Annotated in this window: 17 protein-coding genes and 2 pseudogenes; 9 read left to right on the top strand and 10 right to left on the bottom strand. The window is 74.0% G+C overall.

Annotated elements, in window-relative coordinates:
* Positions 1-86: 86 nt before the first annotated feature.
* Positions 87-416 (top strand): thioredoxin, encoded by a 330-nt coding sequence (trxA, locus tag A2CP1_RS07315; protein WP_012525412.1) that lies wholly within the window; start codon positions 87-89, stop codon positions 414-416.
* 110 nt (positions 417-526) lie between these two features.
* On the opposite strand, the gene rodA is transcribed toward trxA, so the two are convergent.
* The 4 genes from rodA to mreC are packed head-to-tail and all read right to left on the bottom strand — an operon-like array spanning position 527 to position 5,075.
* Positions 527-1,648 (bottom strand): rod shape-determining protein RodA, encoded by a 1,122-nt coding sequence (gene rodA, locus A2CP1_RS07310; RefSeq protein ID WP_012632746.1) that lies wholly within the window; start codon positions 1,646-1,648, stop codon positions 527-529.
* The gene (mrdA, locus tag A2CP1_RS07305) at positions 1,638-3,692 is read right to left on the bottom strand and encodes a penicillin-binding protein 2 (RefSeq protein ID WP_012632745.1); all 2,055 of its coding nucleotides are present in this window, start codon (positions 3,690-3,692) and stop codon (positions 1,638-1,640) included. The genes rodA and mrdA overlap by 11 nt, the downstream gene beginning before the upstream one ends.
* Before the next feature lies 1 nt (position 3,693).
* Positions 3,694-4,203, bottom strand: coding sequence for a hypothetical protein (locus A2CP1_RS07300; RefSeq protein ID WP_012525409.1), 510 nt, complete (start codon positions 4,201-4,203; stop codon positions 3,694-3,696).
* Positions 4,200-5,075, bottom strand: a complete 876-nt coding sequence (mreC, locus tag A2CP1_RS07295) for a rod shape-determining protein MreC (protein WP_012632744.1) — start codon at positions 5,073-5,075, stop codon at positions 4,200-4,202. Before mreC ends, A2CP1_RS07300 begins: the two co-directional genes overlap by 4 nt.
* Before the next feature lie 129 nt (positions 5,076-5,204).
* On the opposite strand from mreC, the gene A2CP1_RS07290 reads away from it, so the two are divergent.
* Genes A2CP1_RS07290 through A2CP1_RS07280 form a run of 3 tightly spaced genes read left to right on the top strand, consistent with a single transcriptional unit; the run spans position 5,205 to position 8,030 of the window.
* A complete protein-coding gene (locus tag A2CP1_RS07290; RefSeq protein ID WP_012632743.1) occupies positions 5,205-6,776 on the top strand; it encodes a peptidylprolyl isomerase in 1,572 nt (523 codons plus the stop codon).
* 1 nt (position 6,777) lies between these two features.
* The gene (locus A2CP1_RS07285) at positions 6,778-7,362 is read left to right on the top strand and encodes a Maf family protein (protein ID WP_012632742.1); all 585 of its coding nucleotides are present in this window, start codon (positions 6,778-6,780) and stop codon (positions 7,360-7,362) included.
* A complete protein-coding gene (locus A2CP1_RS07280) occupies positions 7,359-8,030 on the top strand; it encodes a YggS family pyridoxal phosphate-dependent enzyme (protein ID WP_012632741.1) in 672 nt (223 codons plus the stop codon). Before A2CP1_RS07285 ends, A2CP1_RS07280 begins: the two co-directional genes overlap by 4 nt.
* On the opposite strand, the gene A2CP1_RS07275 is transcribed toward A2CP1_RS07280, so the two are convergent.
* Positions 8,017-8,232: a hypothetical protein gene (locus A2CP1_RS07275; RefSeq protein WP_012525404.1), complete on the bottom strand. Its 216-nt coding sequence runs from the start codon at positions 8,230-8,232 to the stop codon at positions 8,017-8,019. The genes A2CP1_RS07280 and A2CP1_RS07275 overlap by 14 nt on opposite strands.
* Positions 8,233-8,581: 349 nt before the next feature.
* On the opposite strand from A2CP1_RS07275, the gene A2CP1_RS07270 reads away from it, so the two are divergent.
* From A2CP1_RS07270 to A2CP1_RS07260, 3 genes are all read left to right on the top strand, one after another.
* Positions 8,582-9,331: a DUF3108 domain-containing protein gene (locus tag A2CP1_RS07270; protein WP_012525403.1), complete on the top strand. Its 750-nt coding sequence runs from the start codon at positions 8,582-8,584 to the stop codon at positions 9,329-9,331.
* An 82-nt stretch (positions 9,332-9,413) separates the two neighbouring features.
* Positions 9,414-11,072, top strand: coding sequence for a DUF4091 domain-containing protein (locus tag A2CP1_RS07265; protein WP_041450650.1), 1,659 nt, complete (start codon positions 9,414-9,416; stop codon positions 11,070-11,072).
* Positions 11,073-11,100: 28 nt separating this feature from the next.
* Positions 11,101-11,889: a DUF3108 domain-containing protein gene (locus A2CP1_RS07260; protein ID WP_012632739.1), complete on the top strand. Its 789-nt coding sequence runs from the start codon at positions 11,101-11,103 to the stop codon at positions 11,887-11,889.
* 169 nt (positions 11,890-12,058) lie between these two features.
* Here the strand turns inward: A2CP1_RS07260 and A2CP1_RS07255 are convergent, their stop codons facing one another.
* The 4 genes from A2CP1_RS07255 to A2CP1_RS07240 form a co-directional block, all read right to left on the bottom strand.
* Positions 12,059-12,430, bottom strand: a complete 372-nt coding sequence (locus A2CP1_RS07255) for a hypothetical protein (protein ID WP_012525400.1) — start codon at positions 12,428-12,430, stop codon at positions 12,059-12,061.
* On the bottom strand, positions 12,427-13,176 hold the full coding sequence (locus A2CP1_RS07250; protein WP_012632738.1) for a hypothetical protein: 750 nt from the start codon (positions 13,174-13,176) through the stop codon (positions 12,427-12,429). The genes A2CP1_RS07255 and A2CP1_RS07250 overlap by 4 nt, the downstream gene beginning before the upstream one ends.
* Before the next feature lie 137 nt (positions 13,177-13,313).
* Complete coding sequence (locus tag A2CP1_RS07245) at positions 13,314-13,832, bottom strand: DUF507 family protein (protein ID WP_011421561.1); 519 nt, start codon at positions 13,830-13,832, stop codon at positions 13,314-13,316.
* A 354-nt stretch (positions 13,833-14,186) separates the two neighbouring features.
* On the bottom strand, positions 14,187-15,116 hold the full coding sequence (locus A2CP1_RS07240; RefSeq protein ID WP_012632737.1) for a class I fructose-bisphosphate aldolase: 930 nt from the start codon (positions 15,114-15,116) through the stop codon (positions 14,187-14,189).
* 201 nt (positions 15,117-15,317) lie between these two features.
* On the opposite strand from A2CP1_RS07240, the gene A2CP1_RS07235 reads away from it, so the two are divergent.
* Positions 15,318-15,605 carry a DUF2795 domain-containing protein gene (locus A2CP1_RS07235; protein ID WP_245530006.1) on the top strand — a complete coding sequence of 96 codons (288 nt, stop codon included), beginning with the start codon at positions 15,318-15,320 and terminating at the stop codon, positions 15,603-15,605.
* 153 nt (positions 15,606-15,758) lie between these two features.
* A pseudogene (locus A2CP1_RS23715) lies at positions 15,759-16,164 on the top strand (HNH endonuclease); the annotation flags it as partial.
* Position 16,165: 1 nt separating this feature from the next.
* Here A2CP1_RS23715 and A2CP1_RS23710 read toward each other — a convergent pair.
* Positions 16,166-16,366, bottom strand: a pseudogene (locus A2CP1_RS23710) (HNH endonuclease); the annotation flags it as partial.
* Positions 16,367-16,368: the final 2 nt, after the last annotated feature.

Raw genomic sequence — 16,368 nt, 5'->3', positions numbered from 1 at the left:
CGGAAATTAGCACGCCCGCCGCGCCGCTTGCCAGCCTCGGACCGCGCGGATATTACTCGCGCCAACTTCGGACATCGGGAGATTCCATGGCCTCGAACGACGTCGTAGTGCTGCAGGACTCCACCTTCGAGCAGGAGGTGCTGAAGAGCGAGACCCCCGTGCTCGTGGACTTCTGGGCGGTGTGGTGCGGGCCCTGCAAGGCGATCGCGCCGGTCGTGGACGACCTGGCCGCCCGCTACAAGGGGAAGCTGAAGGTCGCCAAGATGGACGTGGATCAGCACCAGAACGTGCCGCAGCAGTACGGCATCCGCTCGATCCCCACGCTGCTCGTGTTCAAGGGCGGCCGCGTGGTCGACACCGTCATCGGCGCCGACAAGACGCGCCTCGAGGACAGCGTCAAGAAGGCGATCGGCTAGGCGGTCGTTCCCCGCTCGCGGCCGCCACGGCGGGCCGCGGGCGGGCGGGGGCGCGAGGTGCGGCAACGTGCCGCGTCGACCGCTCGACGCGCGCGCGGCACGCGTCACCCTCAGTTCACGAACCGGCGCATCCCGACGTTCGCGAGCAGGCCGATCCCGCTGTAGATGACGATCACGCTCGACCCGCCGTAGCTCATCAGCGGGAGCGTCACCCCCACCACCGGCAGCAGGCCGATCACCATCCCGATGTTGATGGCGACGTGCCAGAAGAGCATCCCGGTGAGCCCCACCGCCAGGAAGTGCCCGAACCGGTCGCGCGCGTTGCCCGCGACGTCCATGGCGCTCGTCACCAGCGCGAAGTAGAGCGCGATCAGCAGCAGGCAGCCGACGAACCCGTGCTCCTCGGCCCACACCGAGAAGATGAAGTCGGTGTGCTGCTCGGGGAGGAACGACAGGTACGTCTGGGTGCCCTGCCCCCAGCCCTTCCCCAGCCCCTGCCCCGAGCCCACCGCGATCATCGACTGGGTGGCGTGGTAGCCCGCGCCGAGCGCGTCCGCCTCCGGGTTGATGAACGTCTCGACGCGCTTCTTCTGGTACGGCTTCAGGTGCGGGTAGACGAGCACCGACCCGACCACCGCCACGCCCGCCAGCAGCGCCAGCGTCTTCCAGCGCACCTTCGCGAACAGGATCTGGGTGAACCCGACCGACAGCACGATGAGCGCGGTGCCCAGGTCCGGCTGCTTCAGGATGAGCACCGCCGGGACGAGCGCGATCAGCATCGGCGCGATCAGGCGCAGCAGCCCGTAGCCGTCCTTGCGCTTCTCGGTGTCCGACGCGAAGAAGCTCGCCAGCGCGAGCGCCACCGAGAGCTTCGCCAGCTCGGAGGGCTGGAAGTTCACCGGGCCGATGGTCAACCAGCGCCGGGCGCCCATGACGTAGCGCCCCTTCACCATCACCAGCACGAGCAGCACCAGCACCACCGCGTAGAACACCCAGGCCATGCGGTGGAACGCGCGGTGGTCCACCAGCGTGATGGCGAGCGCCAGCACCGCGCCGGCGCCCATCCACCAGGTCTGCGAGATCCAGACCGGCGCGTGCGCGCTGCGCGAGGCGGAGGAGAGGTTCCAGATCCCGATCGCCGAGATCGACAGGACGATCAGCGCGAGGTGCCAGGGGAAGTGCGCGAACACGCGCCGGTGCGGCGTGGCCGCGAGCGAGACGTCAGGCGCCACGGTCCACCCCCGGCACCGCGGCGGACGCGCCGCCCGTGCCCAGCCTGGCCGGCTCGACCGCGCCGGGCGGCGGCGCCGCGGGCGGCGCGGCGGGAGGCGCCGGGGCGCGCTCGGGCGCCGGGCCCTGCGCCGGGCCGGCCCGCTCGGCCGCGTCCTCCGCCTTCAGCTGGAAGTACCGCTTCACCAGCGCCGACGCGGTCGGCGCCGCGTTCGACGAGCCGAAGCCCGAGTGCTCGTTCAGGACCACCACCACGATCTCCGGATCCTCCGCCGGCGCGAACGCCGCGAACCACGCGTGGTCGCGCTCGAAGTACGACACCTGCGACGCCTTGAGGCGCCGCGCGCCCAGCTTCACCACCTGCGCCGTCCCGGTCTTGCCCGCCATGACGTAGTCGGCGGAGCGCTGCGAGTAGGCGGTGCCGAACGGCTGGTTCACCGCCGCGAGCAGCCCCTTCAGCACGGTGTCGCGGGTGGACGGCTTGACCGGCAGCTCGCCGCGCGTCTCCGGCGTGAACGCCTGCAGCACCTGGCCGTCCGGGTCCTCCACGCGCAGCACCACCTGCGGCTTCCAGATCTTGCCGGTGGCGAGCGCGCCGTAGAACACGAGCTGCTGCATGGGCGTGACGTTCACGTCGCCCTGGCCGATGGACAGGTTCACCGCCATGCCGCGCTGGTAGCCGCCGGCCTGGTGCTTGTCGTGCCAGGCCGCGTCGGGCACCACGCCCGGCACCTCGCCGGCGATGTCGAACCCGGTGGGCACGCCCAGGCCGGAGAGGTGGCCCCACTTCGCGATGGCGTCGGCGCCGAGCTGCGCGCCGGCCGCGTAGAAGAACACGTCGCAGCTCGCGCCCAGCGCGTGCTCGAAGTCCACGTAGCCGTGGCCGCTGTCCTTGTCGCAGCGCCAGCGCGCGCGGCCCATGCTGAAGTGCCCCGGGCAGTACACCGAGGTGTTCGGCTTGTAGACCCCCTCCTCCAGCGCCGCGATGCTGGTGAGCGCCTTGAAGGTGGAGCCGGGGTGGTAGTGCTGCTGGATGGCGCGGAACAGCTCGGGCTGCAGCGGGTCCGAGTGGATCGCCGCCAGCTCGGCCGCGGTGATGCGTCCGGACATCTTGTTCGGATCCGGCGCGGGGCGGTCCACCAGCGCGAGCAGGAAGCCGGTCTTCGCGTCCATCGCCAGCACCACGCCGGCGGTGGCGGGGAACGTCTGCTCGGCGAACTCCTGCAGGCGCCAGTCGATGGACAGCACCAGGTTGCGCCCGGGCACGCTCGGGACCACGCGCTGGTCGGGCGGGATGAGGTCGTCCGCGTCCTCCTTGCGGCGCCCCTTCGCGTCCACCGGCACGCGCTCCTTGCCGTCCACGCCGCGCAGGTCGCGCTCGAAGCGGCGCTCCAGGCCGCGGCGGCCGACGTAGTCGCCCATGTAGTAGGGGCCCTGCGGCGAGGCGGTGCGCTGCAGCTCCTCGTTGAGGCGCTTCAGCTCCTCGCCCCCGACCTCGTTCATGTAGCCGATGAGGTGCCCGCCCAGCCCGCCGAAGCGGTAGTTGCGGTGCGGGATGGGCTGGACGTCCACGCCGGGCAGGTCCATCTGGCGCGCCAGGTACCGGTCCAGCTCCTCGCGCGTGATGTCCACCTTCACGGTGAACGGGCGGAAGCGCTCGAGCTTGCGCGCCGAGCGGAGCTGCCCCTGCGCGCGGGCCACCTCCTCGGGCGACATCTGCAGCAGCGCCGCCACGCGCGCCAGGATCTCGTCGCACTGCTTCCCGCAGAAGTACGGCGTGAGCGTCACGTCGTACGAGGGCCGCGAGTCCACCAGCACGCGCCGGTTGCGGTCGAGCATCAGGCCGCGGTCGGCGGGGATGCGCAGCTCCTTCACGAAGTTCTCGTCGGCGCGCTCCTTGTACTCGTCGCCGCGGAGGATCTGGAGCTGGTACAGACGCCCGAGCAGCGTCAGGAACACGAGCACCACCAGGCCCGTGGCCCAGGCCAGCCGCGGCCTGAACTCCTTCTGCGCCGCACCGGGCGCGCTGGGCGGGATGAGCGACATGTCAGCGCAGGAGCCCCGGCTCCTCGCGGTGGAACAGGCCGTCGATGCGGCGCATGCCCGCCCCGATCAGCGGGGCCACGGCGGCGGTGAGGAGCGCCTCGAGGAGCATGCGCGGCAGGAGGGCGGCGCCGGGCTGCACCTCCGGGGCCGAGGTCAGCCGCGTCAGCAGCAGCGCGCCGAGCGACAGCACCAGCGCGCCCAGCCCGGAGAGCGCGGCGAAGCCCGCCCGCCCGCGCACGTCCACCGCGGCGCCGGCGCCGCGCGCGAGCACGAACACCGCCACCGCCAGGAACGTCATGAGCCCCTTCGGCGAGCCGGTCATGAGATCGAGCACGTAGCCGACCCCGGCCGAGGCCACCGAGCCGTCCACGTTCCCGGCCTGCAGGCCGAGGTACACGATGCAGGCGGCGAGCAGCGAGACCGAGAACGCGCCGCCGCCCACCCAGCGGAGCACCGCGGCCTGGAGCCCGGCCAGCAGCAGGGCGAACACGACGTGCGCGAGCGGCTTCACCGCTGGGTCCCCGGCGCGTACGCGGAGGGCTGCGCCTCGGCGGCGCGCTCCGCAGAGGTGATCACCAGCATCTCCTCGACGCGCGTGACGTCCACGGCGGGGACCACCTGCGCCTCCTGGAACAGGCCGTTCGCGCTCCGCTGCAGGTGCGTGACGCGGCCGACCGGCAGGCCGGGCGGGAACACGCCGTCGGTGCCAGAGGTGACGAGCTGGTCGCCCTCGATCATGTCCTCGGTGCGGAGCGCGTAGTCGAGCTTGCAGCCGTCGGGCTTGCCGGTGCCGCGCACGTTCGCGCGCGCGCGGGTGCGGTCCACGCGCACCGCGATGGAGCTGTTGCGATCCGTGAGCAGCAGCACGTCCGAGGTGTGGTCCGTCACCGAGTGCACCCGCCCGACCACGCCCTCCGCCACCACCGCCGGCATGGCGCGGTCCACGCCGTCCGCGGCGCCGCGGTCGAGCGTGACGATCTGCAGGCCGGCCGTCCCGAGGCGGACGCCGATCACCCGCCCGCCCACGTAGGTGCGCTCGGGGGTCGCCTCCGCGAACGCGAGCAGCTTGCGGATGCGCTCCGCCTCCGCGCGCTCGGCCACGAGCTGCTGCTTCTCCATCTGGAGCAGGTTGACCTGCCGTGACAGATCGACGGCGCGCTCCTGCGCGTGACGCAGGGCGACGTATCCGCGCCAGCCGTCGAGCACGCCGGTGACGCCCCAGGCCACCACCCGCTGGACCGGATAGGTGATCCAGAGCACCACCCGATCCAGGCGGGTGCGCTCGCTGGGCTGCTTTGCGTGGGCGAAGAAGACCCCGAGGGGCACGAGGAGCAGGACCGCGACCAGGATCAGCTCGCGGTACCGCTTGAGCAAGGCGAACACGGGGACTCCGGAGACTCCAGCAGGGCCAAAAACCCTTGCATTTTAGCCCTTGTTGACTAGGGTGTTCAACTTCGCGGCGCCCACCCCTTTCCAGGGCGTTCGTCTTACAACAACTCGGAGCATCGCTTCATGCTCGATATCGTCCGGGCCAACAAGAAGGGCATTTTCTCCTGGCTCATCGTCCTCGGGATCGTGGTGGTGTTCGCCATCAACTTCGGTCCCGGTTCGCTGTCCAAGGGGGGCGCGGGCTGCGGCGGCGCCCCGGCCTACGCCGCCCGGGTCAACGGGAAGAGCATCTCGGCCGCCGACTTCGAGCGGCAGTACGAGAACCTGCTCCGCTTCTACCAGCAGCAGGCCGGTGAGGGCTTCACCCGCGAGCTCGCGGCGCAGCTCGGCCTCGGGCGCCAGGCGCTGGGCGTGCTGGAGGATCGCGAGCTGGCGCTGCAGGAGGCGCGGCGCCGCGGCGTGGTGGTGACCGACCGCGAGGTGTCCGAGGCGGTCCACCAGATGCCGGCGTTCCAGGAGAACGGCCAGTTCCGCTACGAGACCTACCTCGAGGCGGTCCGCGCGAACTACGGCTCGCCCGGCAACTTCGAGGCGGCGGTCCGCGACGACCTGCTCTACCAGAAGATCCTCGGCGCGCTCGTCGAGACCGTGAAGGTGCCCGCCACCGAGGTGCGCGCGCAGTGGGCGGCCTCGGCCGACCGCGCCTCGCTGCAGTTCGTGCGGTTCCCGGTCGCCGCGGCGCAGGCCGAGGTGAAGGTGCCCGACGCGGAAGCGAAGGCGTTCGCGGACAAGGAGGGCGCGCGCGTCGAGGCGTTCTACAAGGAGAACGCCGATCGCTACGACCAGAGGGCCAAGGCCCACGTCCGGCACGTGCTGGCGCGCGTGGCGCCGGGCGCCTCCGCCGACGAGGAGGCGGCCGCGCGGAAGAAGATCGACGAGGCGGCGGCACGGGTGAAGAAGGGCGAGGACTTCGCCAAGGTGGCTGCGGCGCTGTCCGACGACCCGAACACCAAGGATCGGGGCGGCGACCTCGGCTTCGTCTCCGAGGGGCTCGCCGACGCCGCGTTCGCCAAGGCCGCGCTCGCCCTGAAGGCCGGAGAGGTCTCGGAGCCGGTGCGCACCCCCGCCGGCTGGCACCTCATCCGCGCCGACGAGGTCGTCCCCGCGCGCAAGGTGACGCTCGAGGCGGCACGCCTCGACATCGCCCGCGAGCTGCTGGCCCGCGACCGCGCGCAGGCGCTGGCCCGCGAGAAGGCGCAGGCCGCGCTGGACGCGGCGCGCAAGGGCAAGGCGCTCGACGAGCTGTTCCCGCCCGCCGGCAAGGGCAAGGTGACGCTGGGCGGCACCGCCCTCGCCGCCGAGGAGACCGGGCCGTTCGGCGCCGGCTCGCCGGTGGTGCCGCGCGTCGGCGCCGCGCCGGAGCTGGCGCAGGCCGCGCTCTCCGCGAAGGCGGGCGAGGTGCTCCCGAAGGTCTTCGACACGCCGAGCGGCCCGGTGATCGCCGTGGTCAAGCTGCGCGAGTCGCCGGATCCCGCGAGGTTCGAGGCGGAGCGCGCGGGCATCGAGGCGCGGCTCCAGGGCATGAAGGCGGAGCAGGTGCGCCGCGCCTGGCTCGAGGAGCTGCGCGGCAAGGCGAAGATCGAGGAGAACGTGGCGCTGCTGGGCGCGGCCCAGCCGGCTGCGCCGCAGCCCTGACGTGGCGCCCCGGCTCGTCCTCGCGTCGCAGAGCCCCCGCCGGCGCGAGCTGCTCGCGCAGCTCGGGCTCGCGCTGGAGATCCGCCCGGCCGACACCGACGAGCGCGTGCTGCCCGGCGAGCCGCCCAGGGACTACGTGCTCCGGGTGGCGCGGGAGAAGGCGCGCGCGGTGCCCGGGGACCTGGTGCTCGCGGCGGACACCGCGGTGGTCCTCGGCGGCGAGGTGCTCGGCAAGCCGCGCGACGCGGACGACGCCCGGCGGATGCTGCGCGCGCTCTCCGGGACGCGGCACGAGGTCCTCACCGCCGTGTGCGTCCGCCGGAACGCGAGCGCGCTCGGGGTCGAGCTCGACGCCGTGGTCGCGACCGAGGTCGCCTTCGCGCGGCTCGGCGACGCCGAGATCGACTGGTACGTCGGCACCGGCGAGCCGCTCGACAAGGCGGGCGCCTACGCCATCCAGGGCTCGGGCGGCGCGTTCGTGGAGGAGGTCCGCGGCAGCGTGTCGAACGTCGTGGGCCTGCCGCTCGCCGAGACGGCCGCGCTGCTCCGCCGCGCCGGCTTCCCGCTGCCGTGGGAGCGCCCGTGACCATCGCCGACCGGCTCGCCGCGATCCGCGCCGACCTGCCGGCCGGCGTGACCCTGGTCGCCGTCTCGAAGACGCAGCCGCCCGAGGCGATCCGCGAGGCCTACGCGGCCGGCCAGCGCGACTTCGGCGAGAACTACGCGCAGGAGTGGCGCGCCAAGGCCGACGCGCTCGCCGACCTCCCCGGCCTGCGCTGGCACTTCATCGGCGGCCTGCAGACGAACAAGGCGAAGTACCTGGCCGGCCGGGTGGCGCTGGTCCACGCCGTGGACCGCGAGGAGCTGGCGGCCGAGCTCTCGCGCCGCTTCGGGCAGAAGGGCGCCACCGCGCGCGTGCTGCTCGAGGTGAACGTCGGCGGAGAGGCGTCGAAGGAGGGCTGCCCGCCGGACCGCGTCGAGGCGCTGGCGGCGGCCGTCCGCGCGCTGCCGTCGATCGAGCTCGCCGGGCTCATGTGCATCCCGCCGCCGGAGGACGACCCGCGCCCGCACTTCCGCGCGCTCCGGGCGCTCCGCGACCGGCTCGGCCTGCGCGAGCTGTCGATGGGGATGAGCGCCGACTGGCGGATCGCGGTCGAGGAGGGCGCCACCCTGGTCCGCGTCGGCAGCGCCATCTTCGGCGCGCGGCCGCCGCACGGGGCGCGGGGCGGCGCCGGCCCGGCTACAGCGTCTTGAGGCGCAGGCGGCCGGCCTCGGTCACCACCACCGCGAAGTCCTGCCCGCAGTAGAAGCAGCGGACCTCGTCTCCGTCGCCGAAGCCGTCGTCGTACGGGTTGTTGGCCGAGCAGTCCGGGCAGTCGAAGTCCTGGAACCGCCGGCCGCTCCCTTCGTCCTGATCGACGTCGTCGTCGTCCTCGTACCCGCGATCGATCGGCACCGCGCTGCTCCCTCCGCCGCGCCGGGCGCGGCTGGGCGCGAGCCTAGACCAGTTCGGGGTGAGGCGCGAGCGAGCGGGCGACCGGTCGCGTCCCTCGCGCGCGGGGGTGGGAATGCGGGGGCCCCTCCCGTCCATTCTGGTCGAAGGGACCACCCCCGGAGGCCGCAGGGGCGTGTCGGACGCGCGACACGGCTGTCGCGCTCCCGCATCAGTGATTGCGCGGCGGCCTTCGAATCCCGAAGAATGTCCGGCTGTCGTGGTGATGGCACCGGCCTTGCTCTACCTCGGGGCGACCGCGCACCGCTTCGCGCGCGGCATGGCTCGAAGAAGCGACTGGAGAACCGCCGCAATGACCAAGACCTGGACGCTCGCCCTCGCCGCACTGCTCGCCGCGGTCCCCGCCTCGCGCGCCGACGCCTTCGCGCCGGGCGAGGAGACGGTGTTCAGCGTCCGGTACCTCAACCTCCCCACGGGCGAGGGCCGCATCGTGGTCGGCCAGCCGGAGGGTGACGTCTGGCCGGTGATCTTCCAGGCCAAGACCGAGGGCGTGGCGGGCTTCATCGACATCCGCGAGCACCTGGTCTCGTACTGGGACTCGACCGCGCGGATGAGCCGCGGCTCCGACCTGAAGGCCTACGAGGTCGGCGACTACCACGTGGACTCGGCGCGCTTCGACCGGGCGAACGGGCAGGCGACCGTGGTCGTGCAGCGGAAGGGGAAGCGCAAGGAGAAGACGTTCCCCATCCCGGTCGACGCGCACGACCTGACCGGCGCGTTCATGTGGATCCGGCTGCAGCCGCTCACGGTCGGGCACCGCTACGAGCTGCCCGTGGTCTCCGGCTCGAAGCAGTTCACCCTCGTGGCCGAGGTGATCGGCCAGGAGCGGGTCGAGACGCCGGCCGGGACGTTCCCGACCCTGAAGGTGAAGGTCCGCACCGCGCTCGAGGGGAAGTTCTCGACCAGCCGCGACTCGTACATGTGGCTGTCCGACGATCCGCGCCACATCCTGGTCCGCGCCTCCGCCGACTTCGCGGTGGGCAGCATCGTCGCGACGCTGAAGAGCTACCGGCCCGGCGGCGAGGTCGCGACGGTCCGCTGAGCGCCGCCCTCCAGGGCGGCGCGCGCGGGGCGAGCCCTCGCGCTCGCTTGTGCCCGAGGGCCCGGGCGCCCACCTTCGCGGCGTGGCCGCTCCCGCGATCCTGCTCGCCCTGCTCGCGCTCGCCCGCCCCGGCCCGGTCCCTCGGGCCGCGCCGGAGGCGCTCGAGTGGGCGGTGGCGAGCGGCCTCGACAAGCTCAGGCCCACCGATCCGCTCCCGCCCGGCCGCGCGGTGGACCTGGTCGCGGCGCAGGGCGAGTGCGAGTCGGCGCAGGTCGCGGTGCGGCCCCGCGGCGTCCCTGTGGCGCTCGCGGCCGAGGCCGCGCCGCTCGCCCCGGACGAGCGCCGGCGCGGGCGCCGGATCCCGGTCGCGCTCTACCGCGTGGCGACGGTGCGCCTGGCGCGGCCGAGCGGGCCGGACGGCGCCGCCGGCGAGTGGCCGGACCCGCTCGTCCCGGCGCGCGACCCCTGGTTCCGCGAGGCGCGGCGCGCGTTCCCGGTGGAGGTCCCGACCGGCCGGCTCCAGGCGATCTGGGTGGAGGTCTGCGTGCCGGCGGACGCCGCGCCCGGCGGCTACGCGGGCGTGGTGCGGCTCTCGGACGGCGGACGGCGCGCGGCCGCCGTCCCGGTCCGGCTGCGGGTGTGGCCGTTCGCGATCCCGCGCACCGGCACGTTCGCCGCGCCGTTCGGCCTCTCCACCCGGCTCGGCACCCGCGCGCTCGGCGTCCCCGACGATCCCGAGGTGGCCCGCGCGCTCGCCGCGGCGGCGCTGCGGCACCGGGTGACGCCGTACACGCTGTCGGCCGATCCGCCCGACGGCACCTGCACGGCGGCGCGCTGCGCGCTCGACTGGACGCGCTACGACGCCGAGGTCGGGCCGGTGCTGGACGGGACGCTCGTGCCGGGCGTGCGCGGCGCGTTCGCCGAGGTGCGCATCGCCGGACGCGTCTGGAACGGGCCGGAGGCGGACCTCGCCGCCACGCTGCGCGCGTGGCGGACGCACTTCGAGGCGCGCGGATGGGCGGACCGGCTCTGGCTGTACACGCTCGACGAGCCGCGGCCGGACCAGGTCACCGAGCTGGCGCGCCGCGCCCGCCTCGCCCGCGCCGCGGGCATCCGCGTGTTCGCCACCACGCTCCCGCAGCCCGCGCTGGACGGGCTGGTCGACGCCTACGCGCCGGTGCTGAACGCGCTGCCGGACGGGCGCGCGCCGCCGCGCGTGGCCTTCTCCTACGCGTCCTGCATGTCGCACGGGTGCGCGGAGCTGCCCGGGGAAGGCCCGCTCCACGCCGAGATGCGCCGCACGTTCACCGGCTGGCCGGGCTACGAGGTGGACCGGCCGGGCGCGGCCGCGCGCGCGGTGGCCTGGCTGGGCTGGCGGCGCGGCCTCTCCGGCGAGCTCTACTACGATATGCTCCAGGCCTGGCGAGGCGACCCATGGACCGACGTGCGCGCGTTCGCGGGGAATGGCGACGGGACGCTGCTCTACCCGGGGCGGCCGGCCATGCTCGGGGGGACGCGCCCGTTCCCGGTCGAGTCCATCCGGCTCAAGATCGTGCGCGACGCGCTGGAGGACGTGGAGCTGCTGCGGCTCGCGTCCGCCGCGGGCCTCGGCGGCCTCGCCGCGACGACGGCGGAGGCGCTGGTGCCCTCGGCCCGCGGGTGGGAGCGCGACCCGGCCCGCTGGCTCGCGGCGCGCCGGCGGCTGGGGGACGCGCTCGCCCGGCGGCTGGCGGCGCGCTGAGCGCCCGGGCGCGGCCGGGGCGCCGCAGATGACCTCCGCCGCGCTGCTCGTGCTCGCCCTGCTCGCCCCATCCGCCGCTCCGGCCGCCCCGGCCTGCGGCCCGCCGCCGCTCGCCGCCGGCGCCCGCCCCTGGGGCCCCGGCGAGACGCTCACCTTCGATCTCGACCTGCTCGGCATGGTGCGCACCGGCACGCTCCAGCTCTCGGTGGAGCGCCCCATGTCCCGCGGGCGCGTCATCCCGCTGCGCGCCCGCGCGCGCACCGACGCCTCCCTCGCCGCGCTCAAGAACGTCACCGCGGTGGGGTTCTCCTGGATCGACGCGGACACGCTCCTGCCCGAGCGGTACCGCGACGAGGCGCTGGAGAACGGCGTCCGCAAGGTGAGCGACACCCGGCTCGCGCCGCCGGCCGGCGAGGTGGTGGTCGCATACCGCTACGGCGACCGCGAGGGGAAGACGTCGTACCCGCGCCAGGGCCCGGTGCTGGACGCGCTCTCGGCGGTCTACCTGCTGCGCGCCGCGCGCCTCGCGCCAGGGGAGGCGTTCTGCTTCGAGCTGGTGGCGAACCGGCGCTTCTGGCGGCTGGAGGGGACGGTCGCGCGGAAGATCGAGCCGGTGGACACGCCCGCCGGCCGGTTCCAGACGCTGCGCGTGGACGCGGTGGCGCGCCGCGCCGACGACCCGGCGGCGCGGGCGCGCCCGCTGCACCTGTGGTTCTCGAACGACGGGCGCCGCCTGCTGGTCGCGGCGGTGAGCGAGATCGACCTGGGGCCGGTGCGCGCGATGCTGGCGAGCGTGCGCGGCGCGCGCGCGCCCTGAGAGCACGTGAACCCATCCCCTCCCGTCGCCGCGGCGGCCGATCCGCGTCGCATCGCGTCGTTGCTCCTCCCTCACATGCCTCGGGGCATGCTCGGTCGTCGCGCCTCGCGCTGCTCGCGTCTCGACCGCCTGGCTCGGTCCGGGGATGGATTCACGCGCTCTGAGCGCCTCACATGCGCGCGGCGACCTGCGCCAGCCGGCGGCGCACGCTCCCGAGCACGCCCGAGAGGTAGTCGAGCCGTTCGGCGGGCGCCCCGCCCAGCGCGAGCGAGAGCAGGCGCTGCTGGCTCGGCTCGCCGTCGGAGAGCGCGGCCTCGACGTTCGCCACGTACGCGGCCACCGCGGAGAGCGCCGCGCGCGCCTCGCGCAGGTCGTCCTCCAGGAAGTCGAGCACCACGTGCTCGCGCGCGGTGGAGCCGGACAGCCGGCGGCGGAGCGCGTCGACCGCCCCCGCCCCCGGTGCGGCCGGCGCCTCGGGTGAGACCTCGACGGCGTCGGGATCGAGCGACTCGACGAGCGCGACGGCGGGCAGGCGGCTCATGGCTGGCCTTTCTGCGCCGCGCGCACGGCGCGGCGGCGGACGGTGTCGATCGCGGCCGCGATGCGCGAGGCGCTGTGCCCCTCGGCGAGCAGGTCGCGCACGTCGCGGAGGGCGCGGCCGAGCGCGTCCGGCCCGTCCTCGCCCCGCGCGTCGCGGAGCGCGCAGGCGAGCGCGGCCTCGGGGCCCGTCGCGGCGGGCGGCGGCGGCGGGGCGGGCGCGCGGACCGGCGCGGGGACGTCGGGGGCCCGGACCGGGAGCGCGGCGGGCATGGCGCGACCCAGCAGCACCTCGTCCCCGGGCGCCCGGCCGGCGGCCTCGCGGGGCAGGTACACGCGCCAGAGCGTGCCGCGGTTGTCGCGGTGGAGCGGGCGCGCGAAGCGCTTCTCCACCAGTGCGTCGAGGACGCGCAGCAGCCGGCGCTCGGACAGGCGCAGGCGCGCCATGAGGTCGCGCTTGGCGGCGCGGCACCAGTTGCGCCCCTCGCCGAACGAGAGCCGCAGCAGGTGCAGGTACGCGGCCTGCTCCTCGGCCTCCAGCGCCAGGGCCGCGGCGTCGAACGCGTCGAGCGGGATGGCGACGAACCCGGACCGCACCCGCGCAGCGCCGAGCAGCTCGCCCTCGAACGGCAGGCGACGCATCTCGCCGGGCTCGAGCGCCTCGGCGGCGATCGCGCCGGCGGCGAGCGGGCGCGTGGCCAGCGCCGCGCTCCCGCGGACCCCACGGTAGAACCGATCCGCCCGCGCCATCTCCGCCGCCCTCCGCACCGAGGGTCCACGGTAATCGGGCGATATCGAAGGTCAACTTTCCGGCGGCGGCGCCGGGTCCGGAGACGGGACGGCCCGCCGAGGGCGGGCCGTGGGTGACGCGGGGTGTCGCCGAGGGGCTAGATGAGCCCGCGCGAGCGCCGGAGCAGCTCGACCGTCTTCTGGTACTCGATGTCCCAGGCGGCGGTGCCCTCCTGCAGGTGCTTCAGCCGGGCGCGCGCCTCGCGGTCGATCTCCTCGTCCACGTCGAGGTGCTTCTTGAAGATGTTGAAGACCTTCTTGCGGAGGACGTGATCCTCGGAGAAGACCTCCTCCACGTTGCGGGAGATGAGCAGGAACTCGATCATCTGACCGATGACGTACTCGATCCCCTCGTCGCCCATCTTGAAGCCGCGGACGTCCGCCATCTCGCGCTTCACCTGGTTGAACCGCGAGTGATCGTAGCCGCGGCGCTCCAGCGCCTCGCGCGTGGCGGCGTTCACCCGCTCCTCCGCGGCGAGGTACTCCTTCATGATCGCCGCCATGTCCATCTCGGCGTCGGCGATGCGCAGGGTCTCCACCTCCACGTCGCCGTCCTGCATGAGGGTCTGTACGACCTCGCGGGCGATCGTCGGGATGACCTTCGGGTAAAGCCGCATGGAGTGTGTCCTTGCCTCGACGCCGCGGTCCGCGCCGCGGGCCGGATGCCGGTGCGAAGACCGCGAAACAAAAGGTAAAGCCGTATAAACCCCGCCTGCCTTCATAGGCAAGAGAAAACAGCGGCTTCTGGCATGTTCCATGCCGCGGGACGGGCGCGCATCGGCCCCCGTGGGCCCGGCCCCGCGCGGGCCCGGAGGATTCACGGAGCGTACGGCAGGCGGGCGGCTGGCGCGCGCCCAGGCGTCGCGGCGGCGGCCGCGCTCGGGCGCAACGCCGCGCGGCGCCCCCCCCCCGGAAACGGCGAGGGCGGCGCCCGGCGGCGCCGCCCCCTGGACCCGCGCCGGAGCGCGCGCCTAGCTGGCGTAGATCTTCATCACCTCGGACAGCAGCTTCAGCGCCTCGGCCTTCGGGCGCTGGAACGCGTTGCGGCCCATGATCGAGCCGAACGCGCCGCCCTCCTTCAGGCCGCGGATCTCCTCGAGCACCGCGTCGGTGCCCTTCGCCTCGCCGCCGGAGAAGATGACGATGCGCTTGCCGTTGAACGCGCTCTGCACCACGTGGCGCACGCGCTCGGCCAGGGTCTTCGTCGGGATCTTCTGCTCCTCGTAGACCTTCTTCGCCGCGTCCAGCTCGACCAGGTCCTTGGGCGGCTTCACCTTGATGACGTGGGCGCCCATCTGCGCGGCGATCTGCGCGGCGTACGCGCTGATGTCCACCGCGGTCTCGCCGTCCTTGGAGACGCCGGAGCCGCGCGGGTAGCTCCACACCACCACCGCGAGGCCCATCGACTTCGCCTCCTGGGTGATCTCGCGGAGCTCCTCGAGCTGCGTGTTCCGCGCGTCGGAGGCCGGGTAGATGGTGAAGCCGACCGCGGAGCAGCCCAGGCGGACGGCCTCCTTCACCGACGCCGTCACCGCCGAGCAGGGCGCGCCGCCCGTCTTCGAGAGCGAGTCGGAGTTGTTCAGCTTGAGGATGAGCGGGATCTGGCCCGCGAACTTCGCCGCGCCCGCCTCGATGAAGCCGAGCGGCGCCGCGTAGGCGTTGCAGCCCGCGTCGATCGCGAGCTGGAAGTGGTAGTCGGGATCGTAGCCGTCGGGGTTCTTCGCGAACGACCGCGCCGGTCCGTGCTCGAAGCCCTGGTCCACCGGGAGGATCACCATCTTGCCGGTGCCGCCCAGCTTCCCGTGCATGAGCATGCGGTGCAGGTTCGCGAGCGTCCCGGGGTTGTCCGATCCGTACCAGGACAGGATCTGCTTCACGCGCTCGGTCGTGTGCTCGGGCATCTCTCTCTCCAGCGATTTCGGTTGGCGGTGTCGGTGGCTCGGGGGCGGTGCCTGAATGATTTCCGCCCGCAATCTACGGACCCGCGCCCGAACGAGGCAAGGGGAAAAGCCGGCGGCCGCCGGGCCGCGCCTCGCCGTCGCGCCGCGGGCTGCGCAGGTTTCCGTGGTCCACCCGAAAGGAAGGCACCAATGGCCCGTGGAGTGGGAGAGCGTCCGGAGCGGAGCCCCTCGGCGATCCTGTCCGAGGTCGAGTACCCGATCACGCGCGACGAGCTGTCGTCCGCGGCGGCCGAGGCCGGCGCGCCGGCGGACGCCATCAACTTCCTCCGGTCGCTGCCCGACCGGACGTACACGAGCCCATCGGACGTGCTCCGGGAGTTCGGCGAGGGGAGCGCGCGCTTCGGGATGCACCGGACGGACGTGCGGCACCGGGAGGATCTCGGGAAGGAAGCGGTGGAGACGGGGGCGAATCCGACGAGGCATCCGTAGGGCGGGCGGGGCGGAGTGGGGCGGGACGGTTGCTGCGCGTCATGCGTGCGGCACCGACGGGCGGCGAGCGGTCGGCGGCGGGGGCGCGCGTATCGGCGCTGAGCGGTGTTCGGCGACGAGGGGTCGGCGAAATTCGCGTGCGATGCTTCCTCCATGGACACCGCGCTCGAGTTCACGAACCGTCTGGTTGCCCTCCTCCGCTCTGAGCGCCACGCCATGGCGGAGTTCCTGGTCGCGCTGGCGGAGTTCGACCGGCGCGGGCTGTACAGGGCCCGGGCCTCTCGTCTGCGAGCTGTCGAAGGTGGTGACCACCGAGAACTGCGCCGAGATCCTGCCGCGGTTCTTCGGGCTGTCGAGCCGGGACGCGGCGGCGGTGGCGGCCTCGATCCGGCCCGTCGAGAATCCGCCGCGTCGCGAGGTCATCGTGCCGATCCGGGCGGTCGCCGCGCCGTCGATGGCGTCGAGCGCTGCGGCGCCGGTTCTATTTCGGGCGCCCGAACCGCCTCCGCCCGGCCGGATCGAGCCCGCGGGTCGTGGCGATGCCGCTCGGGGGGAGCCTCGTCGCGCTCCCAGACGTCGCGGCGCACGTGCGCAGGGATGTGCGCCGACCCGGAAGGCCGGAGGGGCTTCTGCGGCTTCGCCGTGAGCCCCTTCCGCCGCGCGCGCTCGGCAAGGAACTGGTCGAGCGCGGCCTCGAGCACGTTCTCGCGGGTGGCGCCCGGCATGGCGTGGGACAGCGCGTCGCGTTCGGCGTCGAGCTTCT

This window comes from Anaeromyxobacter dehalogenans 2CP-1, from assembly GCF_000022145.1.
Classification (GTDB): domain Bacteria; phylum Myxococcota; class Myxococcia; order Myxococcales; family Anaeromyxobacteraceae; genus Anaeromyxobacter; species Anaeromyxobacter dehalogenans.
This window is presented reverse-complemented; position numbering and strand designations above follow the sequence as displayed.